The sequence below is a fragment of the Acidovorax sp. GW460-11-11-14-LB4 genome (genome assembly GCF_059423685.1).
In genome coordinates this window covers 81,276-106,713 of the sequence record NZ_JBWKYJ010000001.1, presented here as the reverse complement: position 1 = coordinate 106,713, position 25,438 = coordinate 81,276, and the positions used below count along the sequence as shown (strand labels likewise).

Here is a 25,438-nt window from a genome sequence, read left to right as displayed (position 1 = left end):
ATGATCGATACGGTGGATTGTGTGGTGGTAGGCGCGGGCGTGGTGGGTCTGGCGGTGGCCCGCGCACTGGCGCTCCAGGGGCGGGAGGTGATGGTGCTGGAGGCAGCGGACGCCATCGGCACTGGCACCAGTTCGCGCAACAGCGAGGTGATTCATGCCGGGCTGTATTACCCCGCAGGTTCGCTCAAGGCCCGGCTGTGCGTGCGGGGCAAGGAATTGCTTTACGCCTACTGCACGGAGCGCGGTGTGCCCCACCGCCGCTGCGGCAAGCTGCTGGTGGCCACCTCTGCCGCCCAGCTGGACAGCCTGGAAGGTATCCAGGTGCGGGCCCGTGCCAACGGAGTGCTGGACCTGCAACGCCTCAGCCGCGAAGAAGCCCTGGCGATGGAGCCCGCGCTGGCCTGCGTTGGTGCCTTGCACTCGCCCAGCACCGGCATCGTCGATAGCCATGCGCTCATGCTGGCGTTGCAGGGCGATCTGGAGCATGCGGGTGGTGTTGTAGCGCTGAATTCGCCACTAGCGCTAGCATCTATTGGCTCTGATGCTATTGATTTGGAAGCGGTGGATGGCACGCGTCTCCGCGCGCGCACCCTGGTCAACGCCGCCGGGTTGCACGCCCCCGCGCTGGCTGCGCGATTCGCCGGGCTGGCCCTGCAGCATGTGTCCACCGCTTACTACGCCAAGGGCAACTATTTCACGTTGACGGGCAAGGCGCCGTTCAGCCGACTGATTTACCCGGTGCCCGAGGCGGCTGGGCTGGGTGTACACCTCACGCTGGACCTGGGCGGCCAGGCCAAGTTTGGCCCGGACGTGCAATGGGTGGACTCGCCCGACGATCTGCAGGTGGACCCCGCGCGCGGCGATGCCTTTTATGCCGAGGTGCGCAAATATTGGCCGGGCTTGCCAGACGGCGCTCTGGCGGCGGGCTACGCGGGCATGCGCCCCAAGATCCACGGGCCCAGTGCACCCGCTGCCGACTTCGTCATTCAAGGGCCTGCTGCCCATGGGGTGGCGGGGCTGGTCAACCTCTTTGGCATCGAGTCGCCTGGCTTGACAAGTGCCCTGGCCATTGCGGAGCATGTGGCTGCGCTGGTTTGATCTGCAGCAAGCCATTTGCAATCAGTAACCTCTTGCGTCCCCGTCCTACGAGGGGTTTCTGCGCGGATGGCTAAGATGAACTTCAGTCCCAACGTTCGCGTGCGGGGTTTTTCATCACTTTTGGCACTACACAGAAAGGCTTGTATGACTGCTTCTGACACCACGACCACCCAGGGCGAACTGGAAAAGCTGGTTTCCGATCTGCGGGGGCTGTTGGCCAACAAGGACCTGGACGCAGTGCCTGAAATCAAGCTGTTGCGCCAGCGCCTGGACGATGGCATGCACAACGTGCGTGAATCTGCTGTGCGCGCCGCTCAGGACGCCGCCCGCCAAGCGAAGGAAGCCGCTTTGGCAGCCGACCGCTACGCCCATGACGAACCTTGGCGTGTGGCGGGTGCCGCATTGGCTGTGGGTGCGTTGGTTGGCTTTCTGCTTGCACGCCGCTGATCGTCGCTGTCCCACCATGACGGCACGCCACAGAGGCAACAAGACATGAATTGGCTCTCGCTGCTGGGTCTGGAAGGGTTGGCCGCCCGCTGGCGTGCCAACCTGATCGAGGGCGCCATCGCCGCCGAAGACCGGATGGATCTGGCCCGCCTGGAATGGGCGGACCTCAAGCAGCGGCTGCAACAACTGCTGGTGCTGACCATTCTGGTCGTTGGGCTCACGGTGGTGGCCCTGATCATGGTGTCGCTGGCGGTGCTGGTGCACTTTTGGGACTCCCCGCAACGCACGCTGGTGGCGTGGCTGGTGGCTGCCGTATGGGCTGCAGGCTGGGCCGCCGCCACGGTGTCGTTGGTGTCTGTGGCGCAGCGCGCGGGCAGCGGCTTTGCGCTGACGCGGCGAGAGTTGGCCCAGGACTGGCGTGACATCAAGGAGCGCTTGTGAGCACCCCCCACCCAACCATTGGTACACCGCAGACTGCGCCCACGGTAAGGCTGGTAGCTACGCCGGAGCAGCAGCGTGTGCTTGACCGAATTGAACTGCAGCGCGAGCGGCTGCGTGCCCGCCGCGTGGCCCGGGCCCAGGCCCGCGCGCTCGCGGAGCAAGCCGGAGGCGCCACGGGCGGTGGAGATGCCTCGCTGGCGCTGCGCGCCGCCGGGTTCGCACGCGAACACCCGCTGGCGGTGGCGGCCATGGCCGGTGTCGCTCTGGTGGCCGGCCCGCGCAGGTTGATCCGGTGGGCGGGCATTGTCCTGCCGATGCTGATGCGCTTGCGGCGCTGACCACTGGCGGGGTTGCGGAGGGCGGCGTCCCGCTGCTCAAACCCACCCCGAAAACTGAAACGGAGCCCTGTTGCCAGAGGCTCCGTTTTCTTATGGGGTCGTGTGGTCGAGCGTCTGTGGCCCGAGGGTTTAGCGCAAGGCCTTGATCGCCTTGGCCGCCTTCACGACCAGCGCAGGGCCTTCATAAATCAGGCCGGTGTAGATCTGCACCACGTCTGCCCCTGCGCGAATCTTGCTCACTGCGTCGTCGGCGCTTATGACGCCGCCGACACCAATGATGGGGAATCCGCTGCCCAAGGTTGCGCGCAGCTGCCGAATGACTTGGTTGCTGGCTTCCAGCACCGGAGTGCCACTCAACCCCCCCGTCTCTTCCGCGTGTCGCATGCCCTGCACTGCAGCGCGGCTGATGGTCGTGTTGGTGGCAATCACACCGTCCATGTCGTGGCGCTGCAGCGTGGCAGCGATCACTGCCACCTGGGCTTCATCCAGGTCTGGAGCAATCTTCACAAAAACCGGCACGCGCCGCTGGTGCTGGGCGGCCAGCGTCTCACGGCGCTCGGCAATCGCTCCCAGCAGTGCGTCCAGTGCGGCATCGCTTTGCAATGCGCGCAGGTTCTGGGTGTTGGGTGAGCTGATGTTGACCGTCACATAGTCGGCATGGGGGTATACGCCCTCCAGGCAGATCAGGTAGTCGCTGGTGGCGTTCTCGATGGGGGTGGTGGCGTTCTTGCCGATGTTGAGACCGAGCAGCATGGGGTGCTGACGGTTCTGCTTGCGAAACTGCGCCTGCTGCACATTGCGCAGGAAGGCATCCAGGCCTTCGTTGTTGAAGCCCAGGCGGTTGATGAGTGCGCGGGCCTCGGGCAGGCGAAACATGCGCGGCTTGGGGTTGCCCGGCTGCGCTTTGGGGGTCACAGTGCCAACTTCTACAAAACCGAAACCCATGGCGCCCAGCGCGTCAATGCAGCGCGCATTCTTGTCCAGGCCCGCCGCCATGCCCACGCGGTTGGGAAACGTCAGCCCCGCCAGGGTGATGGGGTCGTTCACAGTTTCGTTGCACCAGGCCCATTGCAGCGGCGTGCGCTGCCCGCGCGCCAGCATGTCCATGGTGAGTTCGTGAGCGGCCTCGGCATCCATGCCGAAGAGAAAGGGGCGGGTGAGGGCGTAGGGGATCAGGGACATGGGGAGATAATTCAGGATTACCCCTGATTTTCTCCCATGACGACCACCACTCCCCTGACCCAAGACGAACTCAAGACCCTGGTAGGCCAAGCCGCGCTGCAATACGTGGTGCCTGGCGAGATTGTGGGGGTGGGCACCGGCTCCACCGTCAACAAGTTCATTGACGCCCTGGCGGGCATGAAGGATCAGATCAAGGGCGCTGTATCCAGCTCCGTAGCCAGCACTGAACGCCTGAAGGCACTGGGCATCGCCGTGTTCGATGCCAATGAGGTGCCATCGCTCTCCGTCTACATCGACGGCGCGGACGAGATCGACGGCCAGGGTTACATGGTCAAGGGTGGCGGCGCTGCACTGACACGCGAGAAGATCGTGGCAGCATTGGCCGAACGCTTTGTGTGTATTGCCGACGAATCCAAGTTGGTGCAGGCCCTGGGCCAGTTTCCGTTGCCGGTGGAGGTGATCCCGATGGCTGCCAATCACATTGCGCGCCGTTTTGCCGCCATGGGTGGACAGGCCAGCTTGCGACTCAAGGACGGACAGCCACTGGTGACTGACAACGGCCAGCACATTTTGGACGTGAAGGGCTTGTCCATCACCGACCCGCTGGCGTTCGAGTCAGAGATCAACCAATGGCCCGGCGTGGTGACCGTGGGTGTGTTTGCCCACCAGAAGGCATCCGTGTGCCTGCTGGGTACGGCGCAGGGCGTGAAGACCATCACCTATTGAGGAATGGTGGTGGGGTGGGTGATAAGCCTACTCGCATAGTTCACCAATACAAAAGGGGCCTCTGGAGGCCCCTTTTCTGTTGTGTTGAGGTGAATGGAAGGACGTAGCCGCCTGGAGGCGGCTACGTCACAGTGTCAGAACCGAATACCGGCGGGATTGCTTGGTGTTGGGCCGTCATTGACCGGTGGTGGAAGCGCGGGCCGTGCAGGCGGTTTCGGCTCAGAGGCGGGTGCGGATTCCACCGGCTTGGCCGCAACCAGGGGGGTGGGCGCTGGCTGGCGGTAGTTGCTGGGCAACTGGGATTGTTTGGGGTAACCCGCTGCGTCGAGGTATTGGATCCACTCCGCGTCCGAAAAGCCCACCAGTTGCTGGCCGCCAATGGTGCCAAAAGGCAGGCTGGTGCTGCCACTCAGGCGTTGCAGTGCGGCAATGTCCTCATTGCTGGCCACTGTGCGCTCGGTGTACGGCACACCGCGTGATGTCAGCATGTTGCGCAAGCTTCCGCAGGGTGCGCAGTCATTGCCGGTGTAGATGGTCACCGGGTACCGGTTGGCCACCTGGCGCAGTTCGTAAGGCAACGCTCCATTGGCCGTTGCTGGGCTTGCGGTCGCGGCAGCCGGGGCTGCAGGGCTGCGCGCGGGCGGTGCTGTGGTTTCGGCCGGAGGGCGGTCTGAAAAAGTCACCTTGCCGTCGGGCCCGACAATGCGATAGACATTCTGCGCCTGGGCCCCCACAGAGGCCAGGGCCATCAACAAGGAGGCAGCGGCAGGAGCGAACGTTGTACGGGGCATGCGGGTTCTCCTCATTCTTGTGGGGCTGGGGTTTTTAGAGGCCAGGCGATAGACCGCACTCAGGCGGTCAGTTCTTCCGCCATGCCGTGGTGGCGCAGCAGGGCATCCAGACTGGGCTCGCGGCCACGGAAGGCCTTGAAGGACTCCATGGCGGGGCGGCTGCCACCCGCTTCCAGAATGGCCTCACGGTAGCGTCTCCCGGTTTCGGTGCTGGGCAAGCCGTCGGTACCGGCGGTTTCTTCAAAGGCGGCGTAGGCGTCGGCGCTGAGGACCTCGGCCCATTTGTAGCTGTAGTACCCCGCTGCATAGCCGCCGGCAAAAATGTGGCTGAAGGTGTGGGCCGTGCGGCTGAACGCGGGCGGCTGCAGCACGGCCACTTCCTGGCGCACCTGAGTCAGCAGGGGCATGAAGTCCTGGGCCGGGTCGTGTTCGGTGTGCAGCAGCATGTCGAACAAGGCAAACTCGATCTGGCGCAGGGTCTGCATGCCGCTCTGGAAGTTCTTGGCGGCAATCATCTTGTCAAACAGCGTGCGCGGCAGCGGCGCGCCGGTGTCCACGTGGGCCGTCATGTGTCTGAGCACATCCCATTCCCAGCAGAAGTTTTCCATGAACTGGCTGGGCAGCTCCACGGCGTCCCATTCGACGCCGCCAATGCCGGAAACATCGCGTTCGTTCACCTGGGTCAGCATGTGATGCAGTCCATGGCCAAATTCATGGAACAGCGTGATCACGTCGTCATGGGTCAACAGTGGCGGCTTACCGTCCACGCCGTCCGCGAAGTTGCAGACGAGGTGGGCAATCGGCGTTTGCAGCACTCCGGTGTCGGGGCGCTGCCAGCGCGTGCGCACGTCATCCATCCAGGCGCCGCCCCGCTTGCCGGTGCGCGCGGGCTGATCGAGGTAGAACTGGCCCACCAGTTGGCCGTTGCGTTCGATGCGATAGAACTCCACCGCAGGGTGCCACACCGGTGCCGTGTCGCGGCGGATGGACACTTCAAACAGCGTCTCAATGATCTTGAACAGGCCTGCCAACACCTTGGGTGCCGTGAAGTACGCCTTGAGCTCCTGCTCGCTGAAGGCGTAGCGGGCTTCCTTGAGCTTTTCAGAGATGTAGGGCCAGTCCCAGGGCTGCGGATCGGTCAGCCCCAGGTGTTCGGCCGCAAAGGCGCGCAGGTCGGCCACGTCCTTTTCGGCATAGGGCCGGGCGCGGCGGGCGAGATCACGCAAGAACTGGACAACCTCGGCGGGCGACTGGGCCATCTTGGGCACCACGGACACTTCACCAAAGTTGGCGTAGCCCAGCAGCTGGGCTTCTTCTCGGCGCAAGGCCAGGATTTCGCCAATCAGCGCGGTGTTGTCGAATTTCTGGCCTTCGCCTTCGGCCTGGTCCGAGGCACGGGTGACATAGGCGCGGTATAGCTTGGCGCGCAGGTCGCTGCGGGTGGCAAACTGCATCACCGGCAGGTAGCAAGGCATTTTCAGGGTGAGCTTGTAGCCTGGTTTCCCGTCCGCCTGTGCGGCCGCCAAAGCGGCTTGCTGCACATCGGCCGGTACACCGTCCAGTTCCTCCGCGGTGGCGTAGTGGGCAAAGGCATCGGTCGCGTCCAGCGCGTTTTCGCTGAACTTCTGGCTCAACTCGGCCTGGCGTTCCTGGATCTGGGCGAAGCGCTCCTTGGCGGCCCCGGTCAGCTCAGCGCCGCTGAGCACGAAGTTGCGCACTGCATTGCGGTGGGCTTGGCGCTGCTCGGGCGTCAGGGTGGCGGGGTCGATGGCCTTGTACTTGGCATAGAGGCGTTCGTCTGCGCCCAGGCGGGTCCAGAACTCCGTAACGCGGGGCAGGGCGGCGTTGTAGGCCGCGCGCAGTTCCGGCGTGTCGGCAACGCTGTTGAGGTGGCTGACAGCCCCCCAGGCGCGGCCGAGCTGTTCGGTGGCTACATCCAGCACCTTGGCGATGGCATCCCAGCGGGCAGGGAAGTCGGGCGCCGTGACGGTCTCCAGAGCCTGATTGGCACGCTCCAGCAGCACATCAACCGCAGGGGCTACGTCCTGTGGGGTGATGCGGTCAAAGGCGGGGAGGTCGGAGAAGTCGAGAAGGGCGTTGCTCATGCGGGATTAGATGGCGCCAGGCGGCGCAGGTTCAAGTTGCAAAGCGGCTGGCGTCTCCCCCGGGCGCGGTCAGCGCGCGGCAGCCCGCTCGGCGGCTTCGATGGTGTTCACCAGCAGCATGGTAATGGTCATGGGTCCAACCCCGCCAGGGACGGGGGTGATCCAGCCCGCCACCTCTTTGACGCCCTCAAAGTCCACATCGCCACACAGTTTGCCGTCGGCCTTGCGGTTGATGCCCACGTCGATCACGATGGCACCGGGCTTGACCATGTCGGCGGTGAGCGTGTTGGCGCGGCCGACCGCAGCCACCACGATGTCTGCCTGGCGGGTGTGGTAGCCCAGGTCGGGGGTGCCGCTGTGGGTGACGGTGACCGTGGCATTGGCCTGCAGCAGCAGCAGGGCCATGGGCTTGCCCACGGTATTGCTGCGCCCGATGACCACGGCATGTTTGCCCTTGATCGACTGGCCCGTGGACTCGATGAGCTTCATGCTGCCGTAGGGCGTGCAGGGGCGGAAACCGTCCAGCCCCGCCATGAGTTCGCCAGCCGACAGCACCGAGTAGCCATCCACATCCTTGGAGGTGGCAATGGCCTCGATGACCTTGTGCGGGTCAATGTGCTTGGGCAGGGGCATCTGCACCAGGATGCCGTGCACCGTGGGGTCGGCATTGAGGGCTTCGATGCGTGCCAGCAGCGCAGCCTCGCTGAGATCGGCGTCGTACTTTTCAAAGATGGAGCGCACGCCGCTGTCCTCGCAGGCCTTGACCTTGTTGCGCACATACACGGCCGAGGCTGGGTCTTCGCCCACCAGAATCACCGCCAGGCCAGGCTGGTGGCCACGGGCGGTGAGGGCGGCAGCGCGTTGCGCCACCTCGCTGCGAAGTTGGCGGGAAAGGGCGTTGCCGTCGATGAGTTGGGCTGTCATGTCAGAAAATACAAGTCAAAATGGCTGGTAGCGCTAGTGCAATATGCGCTGGTAGCTATCAAAATGGGAGCGATCAGCCCTTGGGCGCGTTCTGCCCCAGAGCGATCTTGAGCAGATCGGCCACCGTGTTGGCGTTGAGCTTTTCCATGATGTTGGCGCGGTGTGCCTCCACCGTCTTGATGCTGATGCCCAGGTCGTCAGCGATCTGCTTGTTCAGGCGACCGGCCACGATGCGTTCGAGCACCTGCGCCTCGCGGCTGGTGAGCTTGGACAGCAGGGCGTCGCGGCTGGCGGCCTGCTGGTAGCCCGCGAAGGCTTCGCGGGCGTGGTCTAGCATGCGCTCTACCAGGCCCACCAGCTCTTCTTCGTCAAAAGGCTTCTGGATGAAGTCCAGCGCACCTTTCTTCATGGTGTTCACTGCCATAGGCACGTCGCCGTGGCCAGTGATGAACACGATGGGAAGCGGCGATTTGCGCTCAATGAGGCGGTCCTGCAGTTCCAGGCCGGTCATGCCGCCCATGCGGATGTCCACGATCAGGCAGGCCACCTCGCGCGGATCGTAGCGTGAGAGAAACGTCTCGGCCGAATCAAAGCAACGCACCCGGTAGTCCTTGCCTTCCAGCAGCCACTGCAGGGAATCGCGAACTGCTTCGTCGTCGTCCACAACGTAAACAGTGCCTTTTTTCGGAATCAAGCTCATGCAACAGTCCTTGGGTTTTGTTCGTTTGCTACAGAATTTGTAGTGGCATCAGCAGGCTTGGCAAGCGGCAGCCAGAAGGAGAACCTGCAGCCTGTAACCTCCGAGCCATTGTAGAGGTTCTCCGCCTGCATCCGGCCCTGGTGGGACTCGACGATGCTGCGGCACAGATTGAGGCCCATGCCCATGCCTTCCTGCTTGGTGGAGAAGAAGGCCTCAAACAGGCGCTCCAGCACTTCGGGGGCCAGCCCCTTGCCGGTGTCCTGCACCGAGAACTCGACCACCTGGCGGTCATCGATCTGCTTGGGCACCACGCGCAGCTCCACGCTGCGGTTGGGGGCGGGGCGGTCGGCGTGCTGGATGGCCTCGGCGCCGTTCTTCATCAGGTTGACGAGCACCTGCTCGATCAGGATGGTGTCGGCCATCACTTGCGGCAGGCGCGCGGCGACGTAGTGCGTCAGGCGCACGTTGTGCCGGCGCAGTTCGATATCGGCCAGCTCGACGGCTTCGTTGACCATCGAATGCACATCGGCCAGCGTGCGGTTGGGCTCGCTCTTTTTCACGAACGAGCGGATCCGCTGGATGATCTGGCCTGCGCGCTGCGCCTGGTGCGCTGTCTTTTGCAGGGCGGTGAGCAGGGCCTCTTCGGTGAGCTGGCCGCTCTGGATGCGCGAAACCATGCCGCTGCAGTAGTTGTTGATGGCGGTGAGCGGCTGGTTCAGTTCGTGCGCCACGCTGGACGCCATCTCGCCCATGGTGATGAGGCGGCTGACCGACTGCGCGCGCTCGGCCTGCCGCTGGGCCTGCTCTTCAGCCAGGCGGCGGGGGGTGATGTCCGTGGCAATCACCATCTGGGCCAGGCGGCCGTCCACCCAGTTCAGATAGCGCGAGCGCACTTCCAGCCACTTGCCCAGGTCGGGCAGGTAGATTTCGGCGTTTTCACTGCGGGCGCTGGTCAGCGTGTCGGTGGGCAGGCCCATCAGGCCGTCCTCATCGTCCATGCCACTTTGCTCCTTGCCCGCAATCGGCACCACGCCTGCCTGCGCCACCAGTTGCAGGTGCCCGCCGGTTTGCGACCCGAACCACTGGCGGTAGAGCTTGTTGGCAAACAGCAGCTCTTCGCTGCCCAGGGGGGCCACCGACACCGAGGCGTCCAGCGACTCCAGCACGATGGTGAAGCGTTCATGCGACGCCGACAGCTGTTCACGAATGCGGTTGGGCTCGGTGATGTCAGTCATCGACGTCATCCAGCCTGTCTGCTGGCCATGGGCGTCGATCAGCGGAGACACATAGAGCCGGGCGTCGAACAGCGTCCCGCTCTTGCGCTTGACGCGCACCTGAAAGCCGCCTGCCATGGTGTTGCCGCGCAGTTCGTCGCGCAGCTTGGCCTGCAGGGTTTCGTGATCGGCCTCGGGCCAGTAGGGGAAGGGGGCTTTCAGGCCCACCAGCTCTTCGGCACTCCAGCCCGTCATCTGGCAAAAGGCGGCATTCACATAGCTGATGCGGCCTTCCATGTCCAGGGCGCGCATGCCGGTGAGGATGGAGTTTTCCATCGCCCGGCGAAAGTTGGTCTCGGCCACGAGGGCCTCTTGCGCCTGCATGCGGCGACGGGTGTGGCGCCAGGTGGCGATCAGCATCCAGGCCGTCATCGCGCTCAGCGTGCCCACCAGCCAGAACAGCCCGCTGCCCACCACGCCAAGCGACGTGCGGTATGCCTGTGCGCGCAGCACCAGACCGTTGCCGACGGGGGAGACCGGTACCTCGTACTCGTTGGCCTTGGGCGTCCAGGGGAGCAACTGCGTGGCCTTGTTGCGCGGGCCCAGCGGCGTGCCCGCCAGCACCTGGTTCTTGCTGTCGAGCAGCGTCACCGCGTAGCGCGCCAGCACTTCGGTGGGAGTGCCGTAGCGCAGCAGGCTGTCGATGGAATATTCACCCAGCACCACGCCGCTGAACTTGCCCTGATTGTTGAGCGGTACCTGCAACTGCAGCAATGGGGTCGCATCGCCCGACGTGGCGGCCGGCTGCGCGTACACCGGTTGCTGCAGGTCCCGAGCCAGGCCAAAGGTGTCGGCGGTGTCCCCGGGCTTGAGGACTTCGCCTGCGATGCGCAGTTCACCACTCGCTAGTGTCGGGGCGGCCTGGCTTGCGCGGATGCGTCGGCGGTCGTCAATCCAGGTGATGGCCTGCAGCTCCGGGTACTGGCTGATCAGTGCCTCCGCGCGGCTGATGAACTCTGCCTTGCCCAGGTCCTGGTTGGACACATCGCGTGCGATGCGCATGAGTTGCTCTTGCCGCTCCAGCAGGCGCAGGCGTACGCGCTGCTGGGCGTATTCCACGTCGCGCCGTAGGGCTTCTTGTTCGCGCTCGGCTTCTTCGGCGCGCAGGTACCAGAACGCCGCAACGATGGCGGCCAGGAACATCAGCACTGCCGCGAGGGGGGCGAGTGCGGCAAAACGGTCTTGCCGGGTGGGCGACAAGCCGCGCCACCACTTGCGCCACCAGCGTATCGGCGCTGCCACGGTCGTGGCCGTGGGGGAGGAGGTGGTGGGCATCGAATCCATGTAGGGAGTGTAGAGGAGCCCCGGGAGTGCTCAGGCCTTCCGCATCATGTGCGCTTGCAGCAAATTATTGCAATATGAAATGAATAGGCACCATTTGAAATTGCGAAAAAATATGCGAAACTAGAGCCAACGTACTAAATTGCTGCCACACCTACAGGAGACAAAGCATGTCAGCTCAGCCCGACCCTCAGGCCGGTTTCGGCATCGGTTCCGATACCGACCAGCAAGAAACCCGTGAATGGATGGACGCGCTGTCCGCCGTGATCGACAAGGAGGGCCCAGAGCGCGCCCACTTCCTGTTGGAACAACTTCTTGAACACGCCCGTCAGAGCAGCATCGACCTGCCGTTTTCTGCCAACACGGGTTACGTCAACACCATCGAGCCGGAAAAAGAGGCGCACTGCCCTGGCAACATCGCCATCGAAAAGCGCCTGCGCGCCTACATGCGCTGGAACGCCATGGCCATGGTGGTGCGTGCCAACCGCCTGAACCCTGCCGACGGCGGCGACCTGGGCGGTCACATTGGTTCATTTGCCTCGGTGGCCAGCATGTTCGGTGCGGGCTTCAACCACTTCTGGCATGCCGCCAGCGAAGACCACGGCGGTGACCTGCTGTACATCCAGGGCCACAGCGCCCCCGGCATCTATGCGCGCGCTTACCTTGAGGGCCGCCTGAGCGAAGAGCAGCTCGACAGCTTCCGCCAGGAAGTGGACGGCAAGGGCCTGTCCAGCTACCCGCACCCCAAGCTGATGCCCGAGTTCTGGCAGTTCCCTACGGTGTCCATGGGCCTGGGGCCATTGATGGCCATCTATCAGGCCCGCTTCCTCAAGTACCTGCACGCCCGTGGCATTGCCAACACCGAAAACCGCAAAGTGTGGGTGTTCTGCGGCGACGGTGAAATGGACGAACCCGAATCCCTGGGCGCCATCGGCCTGGCCGCGCGCGAAAATCTCGACAACCTGGTCTTCGTGATCAACTGCAACCTGCAGCGCCTGGACGGCCCGGTGCGGGGCAACGGCAAGATCGTGCAAGAACTCGAAGGCGAGTTCCGCGGCGCGGGCTGGAACGTGATCAAGCTGCTGTGGGGCAATGGCTGGGATGCCTTGCTGGCCCGCGACAAGACCGGCAAGCTCAAGCAGCTGATGATGGAAACGCTGGACGGCGACTACCAGGCCATGAAGGCCAACGACGGCGCCTTCGTGCGCAAGAACTTCTTCGGCAAGTACCCCGAGACGCTCAAGCTCGTCGAGCACATGACCGACGAAGAGGTTTTCGAGCTGCGCCGTGGCGGCCACGAGCCCGCCAAGGTGTATGCCGCCTTCCACGCTGCCAATGAGCACAAGAACCAGCCCACCGTGCTGCTGGTCAAGACCGTCAAGGGTTATGGCATGGGCAAGGCCGGTGAAGGCAAGAACACCGTGCACCAGACCAAGAAGCTGTCGGACGAGGACATCAAGTACATCCGCGACCGCTTCAACATCCCGATCCCGGACAGCCAGCTGGCTGACATTCCGTACTACAAACCGGCCGATGACACCCCGGAGATGCAGTACCTGCACGAGCGCCGCAAGGCCTTGGGTGGCTACCTCCCCAAGCGTCGTCCCAAGGCGGACGAGCACTTCACCGTGCCCGCCATCGAGACCTTCAAGGCCATCCTGGAGCCCACGGCCGAAGGCCGTGAAATCTCCACCACCCAGGCCTACGTGCGCTTCATCACGCAACTGCTGCGCGACCAGGCCCTGGGGCCGCGTGTGGTGCCCATCCTGGTGGATGAGGCCCGCACCTTCGGCATGGAAGGCCTGTTCCGCCAGATCGGCATCTACAACCCCAAGGGCCAGCTGTACACCCCGGTCGATCGCGACCAGGTGATGTACTACAAGGAAGACAAGGCCGGCCAGATCCTGCAGGAAGGCATCAACGAAGCCGGCGGCATGGCCAGCTGGATCGCTGCCGCCACCAGCTACAGCACCAACAACCGCATCATGGTGCCGTTCTACGTGTACTACTCGATGTTCGGCTTCCAGCGCATTGGCGACCTGGCCTGGGCTGCGGGTGACATGCAGGCCCGTGGCTTCTTGCTGGGTGGCACCTCGGGCCGTACCACGCTCAACGGTGAAGGCCTGCAGCACGAAGATGGTCACAGCCACATCCTGGCCAACACCATTCCCAACTGCGTGAGCTACGACCCCACCTTTGCCCACGAAGTGGCGGTGATCATGCACCGTGGTCTCAAGCGCATGGTCGAGCAGCAGGAAAACGTCTTCTACTACATCACGCTGCTTAACGAGAACTACCCGATGCCGGGCCTCGTGGAAGGCACGGAAGAGCAGATCATCAAGGGCATGTACCTGTGCAAGCCCGGCGCCGAGGGTGACAAGCGCGTGCAACTGCTGGGTTCGGGCACCATCCTGCGCGAGTCGCTGGCCGCCCAAACCCTGCTGGCCGCCGACTGGGGCGTGCAGGCCGATGTTTGGAGCTGCCCGAGCTTCAACGAACTCACCCGCGAAGGCCAGGACGTGGACCGCTGGAACCTGCTGCACCCGCTGGAAACCCCGCGTGTGCCGTTCGTGGCGCAGCAACTGGGCAGCAGCACGGGCCCCGTGGTCGCATCCACGGACTACATGAAGGCCTATGCAGAGCAGATCCGTCCCTTTGTGCCCAAGGGCCGCAACTACAAGGTGCTGGGCACCGACGGTTTTGGCCGCAGCGACTTCCGCAGCAAGCTGCGCGAGCACTTCGAGGTGAACCGCCACTACATCGTCGTGGCCGCCCTCAAGGCGCTGAGCGAAGACGGCGTGCTGCCCGCCACCAAGGTGGCCGAGGCGATCGCCAAGTACGGCATCAATGCTGACAAGATCAACCCGCTCTACGCATAAAACGAACGGAGACAGAACAATGGCATTGGTCAACATTCAAGTCCCGGACATCGGGGACTTCGACGAAGTGGGCGTGATCGAGTTGCTGGTCAAGGTGGGTGACACCGTGAAGGCCGAGCAGTCGCTCATCACGGTCGAATCGGACAAGGCATCGATGGAAATCCCATCCAGCCACGCAGGCGTGGTCAAGGAACTCAAGATTGCATTGGGCGACAAGGTCAAACAAGGCTCGGTGATTGCCGTGGTGGAGTCCGCTGACGCGGGCGCAGCCGCAGCCCCGGCCGCTGCGCTGGCTCCTGCAGCGGCGGCTCCCGCCTCGGTGGCGGCACCTGCGCCAGCTCCTGCTGCTGCTGCTGCCCCCGCAGCCTCTGCGGCCACTGGCCCGGTCGAAGTGCGCGTGCCCGACATCGGCGACTTCAAGGACGTGGCCGTCATCGAGATGCTGGTCAAGGTCGGCGACACCATCAAGGTCGAGCAGTCCCTGTTCACCGTCGAATCCGACAAGGCCTCCATGGAGATCCCGTCGCCTGCCGCTGGCGTGCTCAAGGAACTCAAGGTCAAGATTGGCGACACCGTCAACATTGGTGATCTGGTGGCTCTGCTTGAAGGTACGGCAGCTGCTGCAGCGCCTGTAGCAGCACCCGTTGCGGCCGCTGCGCCGGCACCAGCCCCAGTGGCTGCGGCTGCTCCTGCGGTGGCAGCCGCAGCACCCGCCGCTGCCACCGCCTCGGTGGCTGTCCCTGTCCACCAGCCCGGCACTCCCACGGCAGGCCTGCCCCATGCATCGCCTTCGGTGCGCAAGTTCGCCCGCGAACTGGGCGTGCCCATCGACGAAGTCAAGGGCACCGGCCCCAAGGGCCGCATCACCCAGGACGACGTGGCCGCCTTCACCAAGCAGGTGATGGCAGGTGCGGTGCAGACCAAGGCCCAGGCCGCCAAGGCGCCCGCTGCTGCATCTGGCGGCTCCGGCGTGGGGCTGGACCTGCTGCCCTGGCCCAAGGTGGACTTCACCAAGTTTGGCCCGGTGGAGCGCAAGGACCTCTCGCGCATCAAGAAGATCAGCGGCGCCAACCTGCACCGCAACTGGGTCGTCATCCCGCACGTCACCAACCACGACGACGCGGACATCACCGACCTCGAAGCCTTCCGCGTGCAGTTCAACAAAGAGAACGAGAAGAGTGGCGTCAAGGTCACCATGCTCGCCTTCATGATCAAGGCCGCCGTGGCCGCGCTCAAGAAGTTCCCCGAGTTCAACAGCTCGCTCGACGGCGACCAGTTGGTGATGAAGAACTACTTCCACATCGGCTTTGCGGCCGACACGCCCAACGGTCTCGTTGTGCCGGTCATCCGCGACGCTGACAAGAAGGGCATCGTCCAGATCTCGCAAGAGATGGGCGACCTGGCCAAGAAGGCGCGCGACGGCAAGCTCGGCCCGGCCGACATGACCGGCGGCTGCTTCTCCATCAGCTCCCTTGGCGGCATTGGCGGGCGTTACTTCACGCCCATCATCAACGCTCCCGAAGTCGCCATCATGGGCGTGTGCAAGAGCAGCCTGGAGCCCCAGTGGGACGGCAAGCAATTTGCACCGCGCCTCATGCTGCCCCTGAGCCTGAGCTGGGACCACCGCGTGATCGACGGCGCCGCTGCTGCGCGCTTCAACGTGTACTTTGCCTCGCTGCTGGCGGACTTCCGCCGCATCGTGATGTAACGAAAGGGCAAGACACACCATGGCAATCATCGACATCAAGGTGCCCGACATCGGCGACTTCGCCGAGGTGGCCATCATCGAAGTGCTGGTCAAACCCGGCGACACCATCAAGGCCGAGCAAAGCCTGATCACCGTGGAGTCCGACAAGGCCTCCATGGAGATCCCGTCCAGCCATGCTGGGGTTGTGAAGGAGCTGAAAGTGAAGCTGGGCGACAAGATCGCCGAAGGCTCGGTGGTGTTGACGCTGGAAGTGCAGGGTGCAGGCGCAGCCGCTCCAGCGCCTGCCGCATCTCCAGCGCCTGCAGTTTCAGAGCAGAAACCGGCTGAAGCGCAGGTAAATAATGCGCCGGCAGCTATCAATCCAGTAGCATCCAGCTTTGCTGGCTCCGCTGATCTGGACTGCGACGTGCTCGTGCTCGGCGGCGGTCCCGGCGGCTACAGCGCCGCCTTCCGTGCGGCCGACCTGGGCCTCAAGGTCGTCATCGTCGAACGCTACGCCACCCTGGGCGGCGTGTGCCTGAACGTGGGCTGCATCCCCTCCAAGGCGCTGTTGCACGTTGCGGCCGTCATGGACGAAGTCAGCCACATGGCCGACTTGGGTGTGGACTTTGGCGCGCCCACCGTCAACATCGACAAGCTGCGTGGCCACAAAGAGAAAGTCATCGGCAAGCTCACCGGCGGCCTGGCCGCCATGGCCAAGATGCGCAAGGTGACCACCGTGCGTGGCTACGGTGCCTTTGTCGGTGCCAACCACCTCGAAGTGGAAGAAACCACCGGCACCGCGCAGGAGAAGACGGGCACCAAGAAAGTCATCGCTTTCAAGAAGGCCATCATCGCCGCTGGTAGCCAAGCCGTGCGCCTGCCCTTCATGCCCGATGATCCACGCGTGGTCGACTCCACCGGCGCCCTGGCGTTGAAGGAAGTGCCCAAGCGCATGCTCATTCTGGGCGGGGGCATCATCGGCCTCGAAATGGGCACCGTGTACAGCACGCTGGGCGCGCGCCTCGATGTGGTCGAAATGATGGACGGCCTGATGCAGGGCGCCGACCGCGACCTCGTCAAGATCTGGCAGAAGATGAACGCCAAGCGTTTTGACAACATCATGCTCAAGACCAAGACGGTGGGTGCCAAGGCCACACCCGAAGGCATCGAGGTGACGTTTGCCGCGGCGGAAGAGGGCGGCACTGCCCCGGCACCCCAGGTGTACGACCTCGTGCTGCAGGCCGTGGGCCGCACGCCCAACGGCAAGAAGATCGCTGCCGAAAAGGCCGGCGTGGCCGTGACGGACCGTGGCTTCATCAACGTCGACATCCAGATGCGCACCAACGTGCCGCACATCTTCGCCATCGGCGACATCGTGGGCCAGCCCATGCTGGCGCACAAGGCGGTGCATGAAGCGCACGTGGCGGCTGAAGTCATCGCCGGTGAACTGCAAGGCAACAAGGAGCTGGCCGCGGCCGCCTTCAACGCCCGAGTGATCCCGAGCGTTGCCTACACCGACCCCGAAGTGGCTTGGGTGGGCCTGACCGAAGACCAGGCCAAGGCCCAGGGCATCAAGGTCAAGAAGGGCCTGTTCCCCTGGACGGCCTCCGGCCGCGCCATCGCCAACGGCCGCGACGAGGGCGTGACCAAGCTGCTGTTCGACGACTCGCCCGAAGCCCATGGCCACGGCAAGATCCTGGGCGGCGGCATGGTTGGCACCCATGCGGGCGACATGATTGGCGAGATTGCCCTGGCCATCGAGATGGGAGCCGACGCGGTGGACATCGGCAAGACCATCCACCCGCACCCCACGCTGGGCGAAAGCATCGGCATGGCGGCGGAGATTGCCCACGGGTCTTGCACGGACGTGCCACCACAGAAGAAGTGATCCGATGATTCGCTGAGAACGCTGCCGGTTCGGTCGCTGGCCGCGCAAGCCCAGAGGGGGTTGCGCGGCCTTTTCATTTTCTGGCGTGCATGCGGGCAAGCACGAGCCCACAGTGGCTGCGTGCTCTGGAGTGGTTGCGCTAAGTCTGCACAGGGTCTGCATGGGCATCTTAGAGCCTGTGACTTTTTGTTACTGTGGGCATCAAGTTTGCTAAGGGGTCACTACGAATCACTCTTTTGGTGAGACCCTGCATGAAACAAAATGCCTCGTTAGGTTCACATTTCTTCGTCTGGGGCCTTGTCTGCGCGTCCAGCTTTGTGGTGCTGGCTGCCAGCGCCTGGAGCTTGCACAGTGATCTGCAAGTTGCGCCCAGCGCGTCTGATGCCGCCTGGCAACGCTTGATGTGGCTTCTGTTGGCTGCGGCGGTGCTTGTCGGCGTCGCCTTGGTTCGTCTCCATCGGTCCGTAGCTCGCCAGTTGGGTGGCAGTCCCGACGCGTTGAACGAACACATCGCCCATTTGAGCGCCGGCCAATTAATGGCCTCCACCGCAACGCAGAGAACCGAATCCAGCAGTGCCCTAGCGGCAATTCATGCGCTGCGCGACTCGCTGGCTGAAAAAATCGGGCTATTACGGCAAGAGGCCGAAACGGTGGCTGTGGAATCGGTCACTTTTTCGTCCAATAACCTGGATCTGGCCACCAATATGTCGCAGCAGACCGAGTTGCTGCAGCAAAGCAGATCCCACATTGGTAGCCTGATCGACACAGTCAAACAAGCGGGCAGCAGGACCGCAGACTCTCAAAAGTCGGTGCGTTTCGCCTCCGATATTGCGACCCGAGGTAATGAGGTGGTCAGCAAGATGACCAACACCATGGATGCCCTGAGTGAATCCTCGGGAAAGATCGAGGAGATCATTGGTGTCATTGATGGCATTGCATTCCAGACCAACATCCTGGCGCTCAATGCAGCGGTGGAGGCTGCACGCGCGGGCGAACAGGGCAAGGGTTTCGCGGTGGTGGCTTCAGAGGTGCGCACGCTGGCCCAGCGCTCCGCGAGTGCGGCGAAGGAGATCAAGACCCTGATTGCGGGCTCTGTGGAGAAGATTGCGCAGTCTGCCAAGCTGGCCGACCAGGTGGCGAACTCCATGGACGAGATCAACGCCAGCTCGCAGCAAGTCACCCAGATCATGGAAGAGTTAGCTGCGGTCACCCAGCAGCAGGAGCGCGATATTTCCCAACTGAGCGGCTCGCTGGACCACCTGGATGTCGTGACCGAACGTTATGCCGAGCTCCTGCACGATGCCAGCGTGCATGCGGAAACCCTGCAGACCCGGGCTGCCGGGCTGCGCTACGCGGCAGCTGCATTCCGCGTGGCCGGCCTTCCTCCGGCCAATGCGCTGCCAGAGCTGCCCATCGCACGGGCCAGCGAGCGGCAAGTAGCCCGTCCCGCAGCGGCACTGCGCATTCGGCAAGAGTCCAAGGAATTGGCTGGGCAGCTCTCGCGCGGCGTGCAGCTCATCGTCGGCACGGCGCACGAACCCCCGCTGAACTACACCGATGCCGCCAACAAGCAGGACGCGAGCGGTGCGGATGTCAAAGGTTTTTCCCCTGATGTAGTGCGCGAGATTCTGGCTCGCACCGGGCATCAGGCAGAAGTGCGCATCACCTCCTGGGAGCGCAGTTACGCCGCGCTGCAGACCGAGCCCAATGCCGTACTGTTCACCATGGCGCGCACACCCAGCCGCGAAAACCAGTTCCACTGGGTCGGCCCGCTGGTTCACAGCAACGCTGTGCTGTTTGTCAAGAAGGGGAGCGGCGTCACCGTCAAGAGCTTGTACGAGGCGCGCAAGCTCCCCAGCATCGCGGTCATCAAGGGGGATTCCAAAGAGGAGTTCCTCAGGGGCAAGGATTTTCGCAACCTGGACTACTCGCCAGACTGGGCTACCGCATTCCGCAAGCTGCTCGAAGGCAAGGTCACCGCATTGGTCATGACCGACATGGATCTGCCCACCACCGCTCGCGATGCAGGTCTGGACCCGGCCGACTTCGAGCCGGTCTACGAACTCTTTGTGAATCGCCTGTACATAGGCATGTCCAAACGCACAGACCAGGCTGTGGTGCGCAGCTGGCAAGACGCGCTGGACGCCATGAAGCGTGATGGCAGCTTCCTCCGTCTGGCAGAACAGTGGTCAAGACATTGGGGCGCCCAATGGGTGGTGCGCGACGGAGCGGTGCAAGCGCAGTGAGTCGCCCCGGCTTCACTTGACGCCTTCGATCGAACTGGCGGTACAGCAGCGGCGCTGGCCGCATGGGAGCCCGGTGGCTTGGCTTTGCGAGGGAACGAGGGCGTGGTGTGACCCTGGGCCGGCGGCCGACGATCGGGCGCACTTCCAGCTTGGCTTTGCGAGGGAACGAGGGCGTGGTGTGACCCTGGGCCGGCGGCCGACGATCGGGCGCACTTCCAATATGGGCGAAAATAGGGGGGTTTCCGTCGTCAGTCCCCGCCGGTCATCGGTTCGGCCCGGCCTGTTTTTTCACTGCTCCTTTTTGCTTGTCCATGCAAGACGTAACTTCCTCCAAGATCTCTGTCGAGAAGATCGGCGGCACTTCCATGACCGCCTTTGGCGATGTGCTGCGCCACATCGTGCTGCACGACCCCAAGCGCATTAACGGCCGGATCTACGTGGTGTCCGCCTATTCGGGTGTGACGAACCAGCTGCTGGAGCACAAGAAGACGGGCGAGCGCGGCATCTATGCCCTGTTTGCCGAAGGCAAGGGTTACCAAGATGCGTTGACCCAACTGGCGGTCAGCCTCAAAAAGCTGAACGCCGGCTACGCTGACCTGGGATTGCCGCTGGATGTGGCCGATGCCTTCATCGACCAGCGCATTGGCCAGGCGCGCGAATATCTGAACGCCATGCAGCACGTGCTGGCCAGCGGCTATCTCAGCCGCAAGGATGTGTTGCTCGCGGCGCGCGAAGTGCTGGCCTCGATTGGCGAGTCGCACAGCGCGTTCAACTCGGTCGAAATCCTCAAGGTCAACGGCGTCAACGCCATGCTGATGGATCTGGCCGGTTTTGACGACAACGAAGCCTGGACCATTGACGAGCGCATTGCCAACAGCTTCAAGGGCCTGGACCTGAGCGACAAGGTGGTGGTGGCCACCGGCTACACCAAGGGCACCGAAGGCATCATGCGCGAGTTTGACCGGGGCTACTCCGAAGTCACTTTCAGCAAGATCGCCGTGGAAGTGCGCCCGGCAGAGGCCGTGATCCACAAGGAATTCCACCTGTCTTCTGCCGACCCCAACCTCGTGGGCCTGGAAAACGCCATCGTGGTGGGCGCCACCAACTACGACGTGGCCGACCAGCTGGCCGACGTGGGCATGGAAGCCATCCACCCCAAGGCCGCCAAGCCCATGGAGCTGGCCGGCATCCCGATCCGCCTGAAAAACACCTTTGAGCCCGACCACCCCGGCACGCTGATCACCAAGGACTTCGTGGGTGAGCGCGCGCGTGTGGAGATCGTCACGGGCACCGACAAAGTCACGCTGATCGAGATCCACGACCCCAGCATGGTGGGCACGGTGGGCTTTGATGCGGGCCTGATGAACGTGTTCTGCAAGCACGATGTGAGCTACATCCTCAAGGCCACCAACGCCAACTCCATCGCCCATCTGGTGTGGGACAACCAGGTCACGCCCGAGCTGGTGGCCGAGCTGCAGAAGGACTACCAGGTCGTGACGATCAAGCCCAGCGCCATTGTCTGCACCATCGGCTCCAACATCGGCATCCCCGGCGTGCTGGCCAAGGCCGCGCAGGCGCTGGCCGATGCGCAGGTCAACGTGAACTGCGTGTCGCAGACCCTGCGGCAGGTGAACATGCAGTTCGTGATCGAACGCGAGGACTATAAGACCGCCATCAAGGCACTGAACATGGCGCTGTGCGTGAACTCCGGCGCACCCGTTCCGCGCGCCTGAGAAAAAGGCTTCTGCACTCGGCCCACAGCCCGCCCCGTGCGGGCTTTTTTGCGCCCTTGCGTGCCTGGGGGATTGGGTGCGGGGATATGTTTGCTATTTTTTGTATAGCAATAAAGTCTTATCCATCAGGCGCAGAAGGCCTGTTTGAATGCTGATTTTGCTAATCAGCAGGACCCCTGCCAGCACCAGGGCCGCGCCCCCCAGTTGCCAGGCGGACAAGGGCTCGCCCAGCAGCCAGGCGCCAAAAAAGATGGTGAGGATGGGGCCCAGCGTGCCGATGAGCGCTGTCTTGGAGGCGCCGATGCGGCGGATGGCGGCCGAGGTCATGAACACCGGCAGCACGGTGGCCAACACGGCCATGCCCAGGGCATGCAGGTACACCGGGGCAGGCTGCACCAGCGCCCCCATGGGCTGCGACACCACAAAATGCAGCAGTGTGGCGCCGGTCGAGACCAGCATCGCCAGCGCCGTGAAGCGGGCTGCACCCATGCGCCGGATGGCAGGCTCGCTGCCCGCCTGGTAGAACGCATACGAGATGGCTGAGCCAAACACAAAGCCCGCGCCGATCAGCACCGACCGCGTGTCGCCCGCCACATGCAGGTCGTGCGCAAAGGCCAGGCCAATGCCCGCATAGGACAGCAGCAGAGCACCCAGCTCGCGCCGGGAGGCGCGTTTTCCCATGAACAGCACACCGATCAGGATGGTGAGCGTGGGGTAGGTGAACAGGATCAGCCGCTCCAGGCTGGCGGTGATGTACTGCAGGCCGATGAAGTCCAGGATGCTGGCGCCGTAGTAGCCCAGCAGGCCCAGGGCTGTGATGGCCAGCCAGTCGCGCCCGCTCAGCGGGGCCAGGTGGCGGCTGGCGCGCCAGCCCACCCAGGCGAACACCGGCACGGAAAACGCCATGCGCAGGCACAGCAGGGTGACGGAATCCACGGGCACGGCCTGGGGCACGGCATAGGCCAGCTTCACAAAAATGGCTTTGAAGGAAAAGCCCAGCGCCGCCAGGATGGCGAGGGCAAGACCAAGGCGTTCGGAGGACCAGTTTTTCCAGGGCATGTGTCAGGTCAAGCATCTTGTACGGCAGCACCGAACGATTTGCATGCTTTTTATCGGGATGGCTGGCATCCTGCCTTTGTATGTTGCAAGGCACAATTGTTGATCCAGCAACCATGCGTTCGGTTTTCACGAAGGCAAGGAGACCGCTTTGAGCTACGACCTCACCGACCTGCGCCTTTTTGTCGCCATTGCCGAAGAGCGCAACCTCACACGCGGCGCCGCGCGTGCCTACCTGGCGCCGTCGTCGGCCAGCCACCGGCTGCGCCGGCTGGAGGAGGCGCTGAACACCTCGCTGTTCGAGCGCCAGACCCGGGGCGTGGCGCTGACCCGGGCGGGCGAGGCCCTGCTGCGCAATGCGCGCCAGGTGCTGGCCAGCGTCGAGCAGATGCATGCCAACCTCTCGCCCTTTGCCAGCGGCATCCGGGGCCATGTGAGCCTGTGGGCCAATACCCATGCCACGCACACCTTTCTGCCCGACGACCTGGCGGGTTTCCTGAGGCAGCACCCGCAGGTCAGCGTGAGCCTGGAGGAGCGCACCAGCGCAGAGATCGTGGTCGCAGTGGCCAGCGGCGAGATCGAGGTGGGTGTGCTGGCCGACAGTGGCACGGGCGCGGGTGTGGAGTTGTCACCCTACCGGCAGGACCGCCTGGTGCTCATCGTGCCCGCAGGCCATGCGTTGGCAGGGCGTGGCCGCGTGGGTTTTGCCGAGGTGCTGGACCAGGCCTTTGTGATGCTGCACGCGGGATCGGCCATCCACACCTTCACGACCAACGCCGCTGCCGCGCTGGGGCGGCATCTGGACGTGCGCATTCAGGTGCGCAGCTTTGAAGCCGTGTGCCGCATGGTGGGGGCGGGCGTGGGCATTGGCCTAGTGCCCCGGGGAGCGGCCCTGCAGGTGGCGGGCCTGAGCGAGCCACCGGTGCTGGTCGAGCTGGACGAGCCCTGGGCGCAGCGCGACCTGCAGATCTGCGTGCGCAAGGGGGCGGTGCTGACGGGCTTTGCTGCGGCGCTGGTCGCACATCTGCGCCAGGGCGCTGGCGCCGCTACTGTCTGATGGCCTGATCAGGCCGCTGCGATCTCCACCTTGGCGCCACCGGCCTGCAGCTTTTTGCGCAGTGCCTGCGGTGTGGCGGCAGGCACCACCAGCGCGGCCAGTTCGTGCAAGGGGGCCACGCTGAACGGCGATGCCGTGCCCAGCTTGTCGATCGAGGCCAGCACCACCGTTTCTGCCGCCCGCTGGTGCAGGGCACGTTTGACGGCGGCTTCTTCAAAATCTCCCGTGGTCAGACCGGCCTCGGCATGCACGCCGGTCACGCCCATCAGGTACAGGTCGGCCCGCAACTGGGCTGCGGCCTCGACCACGCTGGCACCCACATTCACCATGGAGTGGCGGAACAACCTGCCTCCCAGCATCAGCACCTCCACCTGCGTGTGCCCAGCCAGCGCCACCGCTACGGTGGGGCTGTGCGTGACCACAGTGGCGCGCAAGTCCAGCGGCAGGTGCTGCACCACCTGCAACGACGTGGTACCCCCATCCAGGATCACCACCTGGCCGGGCAACACCAGCGCGGCCCCGGCGCGGCCCAGGGCGCGTTTGTCTTCGGGGGCCAGTTGCTCACGCACCTGCAAGCTGCCCACTGCGGCCGAGGCGGGCAGGGCGCCGCCGTGCACGCGCTGCAAGCGGCCCTCCGCAGCCAGTTCGCGCAGGTCGCGCCGCACGGTGTCTTCCGAGATGCCCAGCTCCTCGCTGAAGGCCTTGGCCACGATCTGTCCGTCCCGACGCAGGCGGTCGAGCAGAAACTGTTTGCGTTGGGTGGTCAGCATGAAGGGTTAGACGAACTGATTGCACGAATTTGCATGTTTGTGCATGATATTGCGTAAATCAATCTTGTCAAAACCATGCATTCATCACTTGACCACACTGCCTTCGCGCTGTCGCTTGCCGTGCGTCGCTACCCAAGCCCGCCGGCGGGGGGCATTGCATGAGCCGCCCTGTGCCTGAAGTCCCCATCCCTGAGCTGAACGCCCGCACCGAGCATGTGAAGCTGCTGAATGTGCAGGTGCTCTCCGACAACTGGTACGTGCTGCGCAAGGTCACCTGCTCGCTGCGCCGGCGCGACGGCCAATGGCAGACGATGAGCCGCGAGGCCTACGACCGGGGCAATGGCGCCGCACTGCTGTTGTTCGACCCGCGTCGCAGCACCGTGGTGCTGACGCGCCAGTTCCGGCTGCCCGCCTTTCTCAACGGTTGCGCTGACGGCCTGCTGATCGAGACCTGCGCGGGCCTGCTCGACGGGGACGACCCCGAAACCTGCATCCGCCGCGAGGCCGAGGAAGAAACCGGCTACCGTGTGCGCCAGCCGCGCAAGGTGTTCGAGGCCTACATGAGCCCTGGCTCGGTGACGGAAAAGCTGCACTTTTTCGTGGCCGAGTACGAACCCGGCGACCGCATCCGCAGCGGCGGCGGCCTGGAGGGAGAGGGCGAGGACATCGAGGTGATCGAGATGCCGCTGGCCGACGCCTTGGCGGGCATTGCCAACGGCACGATCCAGGACGGCAAGACCATCATGCTGCTGCAGCATGTGGCCTTGCACCTGCGAGGCACCGCCCTGTAAAAAAGGCGCAGTGCTCGCAGG

General features: G+C 64.0%; 20 protein-coding genes and 1 pseudogene. 13 read left to right on the top strand and 8 right to left on the bottom strand.

Annotation, left to right across the window (positions count from 1 at the left end):
• From AC07X4_RS00455 to AC07X4_RS00440, 4 genes are all read left to right on the top strand, one after another.
• Complete coding sequence (locus AC07X4_RS00455; RefSeq protein ID WP_494738899.1) at positions 1-1,098, top strand: NAD(P)/FAD-dependent oxidoreductase; 1,098 nt, start codon at positions 1-3, stop codon at positions 1,096-1,098.
• A gap of 144 nt (positions 1,099-1,242) precedes the next feature.
• Complete coding sequence (locus AC07X4_RS00450) at positions 1,243-1,545, top strand: DUF883 family protein (protein WP_008904788.1); 303 nt, start codon at positions 1,243-1,245, stop codon at positions 1,543-1,545.
• 45 nt (positions 1,546-1,590) lie between these two features.
• Positions 1,591-1,986 carry a phage holin family protein gene (locus tag AC07X4_RS00445; RefSeq protein WP_099730347.1) on the top strand — a complete coding sequence of 132 codons (396 nt, stop codon included), beginning with the start codon at positions 1,591-1,593 and terminating at the stop codon, positions 1,984-1,986.
• The gene (locus AC07X4_RS00440) at positions 1,983-2,324 is read left to right on the top strand and encodes a hypothetical protein (RefSeq protein WP_369882137.1); all 342 of its coding nucleotides are present in this window, start codon (positions 1,983-1,985) and stop codon (positions 2,322-2,324) included. Before AC07X4_RS00445 ends, AC07X4_RS00440 begins: the two co-directional genes overlap by 4 nt.
• A gap of 129 nt (positions 2,325-2,453) precedes the next feature.
• Here AC07X4_RS00440 and AC07X4_RS00435 read toward each other — a convergent pair whose 3' ends face one another.
• The gene (locus tag AC07X4_RS00435; RefSeq protein ID WP_494738898.1) at positions 2,454-3,506 is read right to left on the bottom strand and encodes a quinone-dependent dihydroorotate dehydrogenase; all 1,053 of its coding nucleotides are present in this window, start codon (positions 3,504-3,506) and stop codon (positions 2,454-2,456) included.
• A 36-nt stretch (positions 3,507-3,542) separates the two neighbouring features.
• Here AC07X4_RS00435 and rpiA point away from each other — a divergent pair, with 36 nt between their 5' ends.
• Positions 3,543-4,232 carry a ribose-5-phosphate isomerase RpiA gene (gene rpiA, locus AC07X4_RS00430; RefSeq protein WP_494738897.1) on the top strand — a complete coding sequence of 230 codons (690 nt, stop codon included), beginning with the start codon at positions 3,543-3,545 and terminating at the stop codon, positions 4,230-4,232.
• Positions 4,233-4,366: 134 nt separating this feature from the next.
• Here the strand turns inward: rpiA and AC07X4_RS00425 are convergent, their stop codons facing one another.
• The 5 genes from AC07X4_RS00425 to AC07X4_RS00405 form a co-directional block, all read right to left on the bottom strand.
• A complete protein-coding gene (locus AC07X4_RS00425) occupies positions 4,367-5,023 on the bottom strand; it encodes a glutaredoxin family protein (RefSeq protein ID WP_494738896.1) in 657 nt (218 codons plus the stop codon).
• 59 nt (positions 5,024-5,082) lie between these two features.
• Positions 5,083-7,128, bottom strand: a complete 2,046-nt coding sequence (locus AC07X4_RS00420) for a M3 family metallopeptidase (protein WP_494738895.1) — start codon at positions 7,126-7,128, stop codon at positions 5,083-5,085.
• Positions 7,129-7,197: 69 nt separating this feature from the next.
• Entirely contained in the window at positions 7,198-8,052 is an 855-nt protein-coding gene (gene folD, locus AC07X4_RS00415; protein WP_056062998.1) for a bifunctional methylenetetrahydrofolate dehydrogenase/methenyltetrahydrofolate cyclohydrolase FolD, read from the bottom strand.
• Positions 8,053-8,125: 73 nt separating this feature from the next.
• Positions 8,126-8,752, bottom strand: coding sequence for a response regulator transcription factor (locus AC07X4_RS00410; protein WP_007848524.1), 627 nt, complete (start codon positions 8,750-8,752; stop codon positions 8,126-8,128).
• Entirely contained in the window at positions 8,749-11,301 is a 2,553-nt protein-coding gene (locus AC07X4_RS00405; RefSeq protein ID WP_369882136.1) for a PAS domain-containing sensor histidine kinase, read from the bottom strand. The genes AC07X4_RS00410 and AC07X4_RS00405 overlap by 4 nt, the downstream gene beginning before the upstream one ends.
• 176 nt (positions 11,302-11,477) lie before the next feature.
• Here AC07X4_RS00405 and aceE point away from each other — a divergent pair, with 176 nt between their 5' ends.
• The 6 genes and pseudogenes from aceE to AC07X4_RS00375 all read left to right on the top strand — a co-directional run bounded on the left by aceE (position 11,478) and on the right by AC07X4_RS00375 (position 21,743).
• Complete coding sequence (aceE, locus tag AC07X4_RS00400; RefSeq protein ID WP_146870831.1) at positions 11,478-14,186, top strand: pyruvate dehydrogenase (acetyl-transferring), homodimeric type; 2,709 nt, start codon at positions 11,478-11,480, stop codon at positions 14,184-14,186.
• Between the two features lie 19 nt (positions 14,187-14,205).
• A complete protein-coding gene (gene aceF, locus AC07X4_RS00395; RefSeq protein ID WP_494738894.1) occupies positions 14,206-15,894 on the top strand; it encodes a dihydrolipoyllysine-residue acetyltransferase in 1,689 nt (562 codons plus the stop codon).
• A gap of 19 nt (positions 15,895-15,913) precedes the next feature.
• On the top strand, positions 15,914-17,764 hold the full coding sequence (gene lpdA, locus AC07X4_RS00390; protein WP_436077237.1) for a dihydrolipoyl dehydrogenase: 1,851 nt from the start codon (positions 15,914-15,916) through the stop codon (positions 17,762-17,764).
• Positions 17,765-18,015: 251 nt separating this feature from the next.
• A pseudogene (locus AC07X4_RS00385) lies at positions 18,016-18,975 on the top strand (methyl-accepting chemotaxis protein); the annotation flags it as partial.
• Entirely contained in the window at positions 18,952-20,010 is a 1,059-nt protein-coding gene (locus tag AC07X4_RS00380; protein WP_494739020.1) for a substrate-binding periplasmic protein, read from the top strand. The pseudogene AC07X4_RS00385 and the gene AC07X4_RS00380, both read left to right, overlap by 24 nt.
• 311 nt (positions 20,011-20,321) lie before the next feature.
• Positions 20,322-21,743, top strand: coding sequence for an aspartate kinase (locus AC07X4_RS00375; protein ID WP_494738893.1), 1,422 nt, complete (start codon positions 20,322-20,324; stop codon positions 21,741-21,743).
• Between the two features lie 93 nt (positions 21,744-21,836).
• Here AC07X4_RS00375 and AC07X4_RS00370 read toward each other — a convergent pair whose 3' ends face one another.
• Positions 21,837-22,802: a DMT family transporter gene (locus AC07X4_RS00370; RefSeq protein ID WP_494738892.1), complete on the bottom strand. Its 966-nt coding sequence runs from the start codon at positions 22,800-22,802 to the stop codon at positions 21,837-21,839.
• Positions 22,803-22,950: 148 nt separating this feature from the next.
• Between AC07X4_RS00370 and AC07X4_RS00365 the strand changes: the two genes are divergently transcribed.
• Positions 22,951-23,856 (top strand): LysR family transcriptional regulator, encoded by a 906-nt coding sequence (locus AC07X4_RS00365; RefSeq protein WP_436077239.1) that lies wholly within the window; start codon positions 22,951-22,953, stop codon positions 23,854-23,856.
• Positions 23,857-23,864: 8 nt separating this feature from the next.
• Here the strand turns inward: AC07X4_RS00365 and AC07X4_RS00360 are convergent, their stop codons facing one another.
• The gene (locus AC07X4_RS00360) at positions 23,865-24,626 is read right to left on the bottom strand and encodes a DeoR/GlpR family DNA-binding transcription regulator (RefSeq protein WP_494738891.1); all 762 of its coding nucleotides are present in this window, start codon (positions 24,624-24,626) and stop codon (positions 23,865-23,867) included.
• A gap of 158 nt (positions 24,627-24,784) precedes the next feature.
• Here AC07X4_RS00360 and AC07X4_RS00355 point away from each other — a divergent pair, with 158 nt between their 5' ends.
• Positions 24,785-25,417 carry an NUDIX domain-containing protein gene (locus AC07X4_RS00355; RefSeq protein ID WP_494738890.1) on the top strand — a complete coding sequence of 211 codons (633 nt, stop codon included), beginning with the start codon at positions 24,785-24,787 and terminating at the stop codon, positions 25,415-25,417.
• Positions 25,418-25,438: the final 21 nt, after the last annotated feature.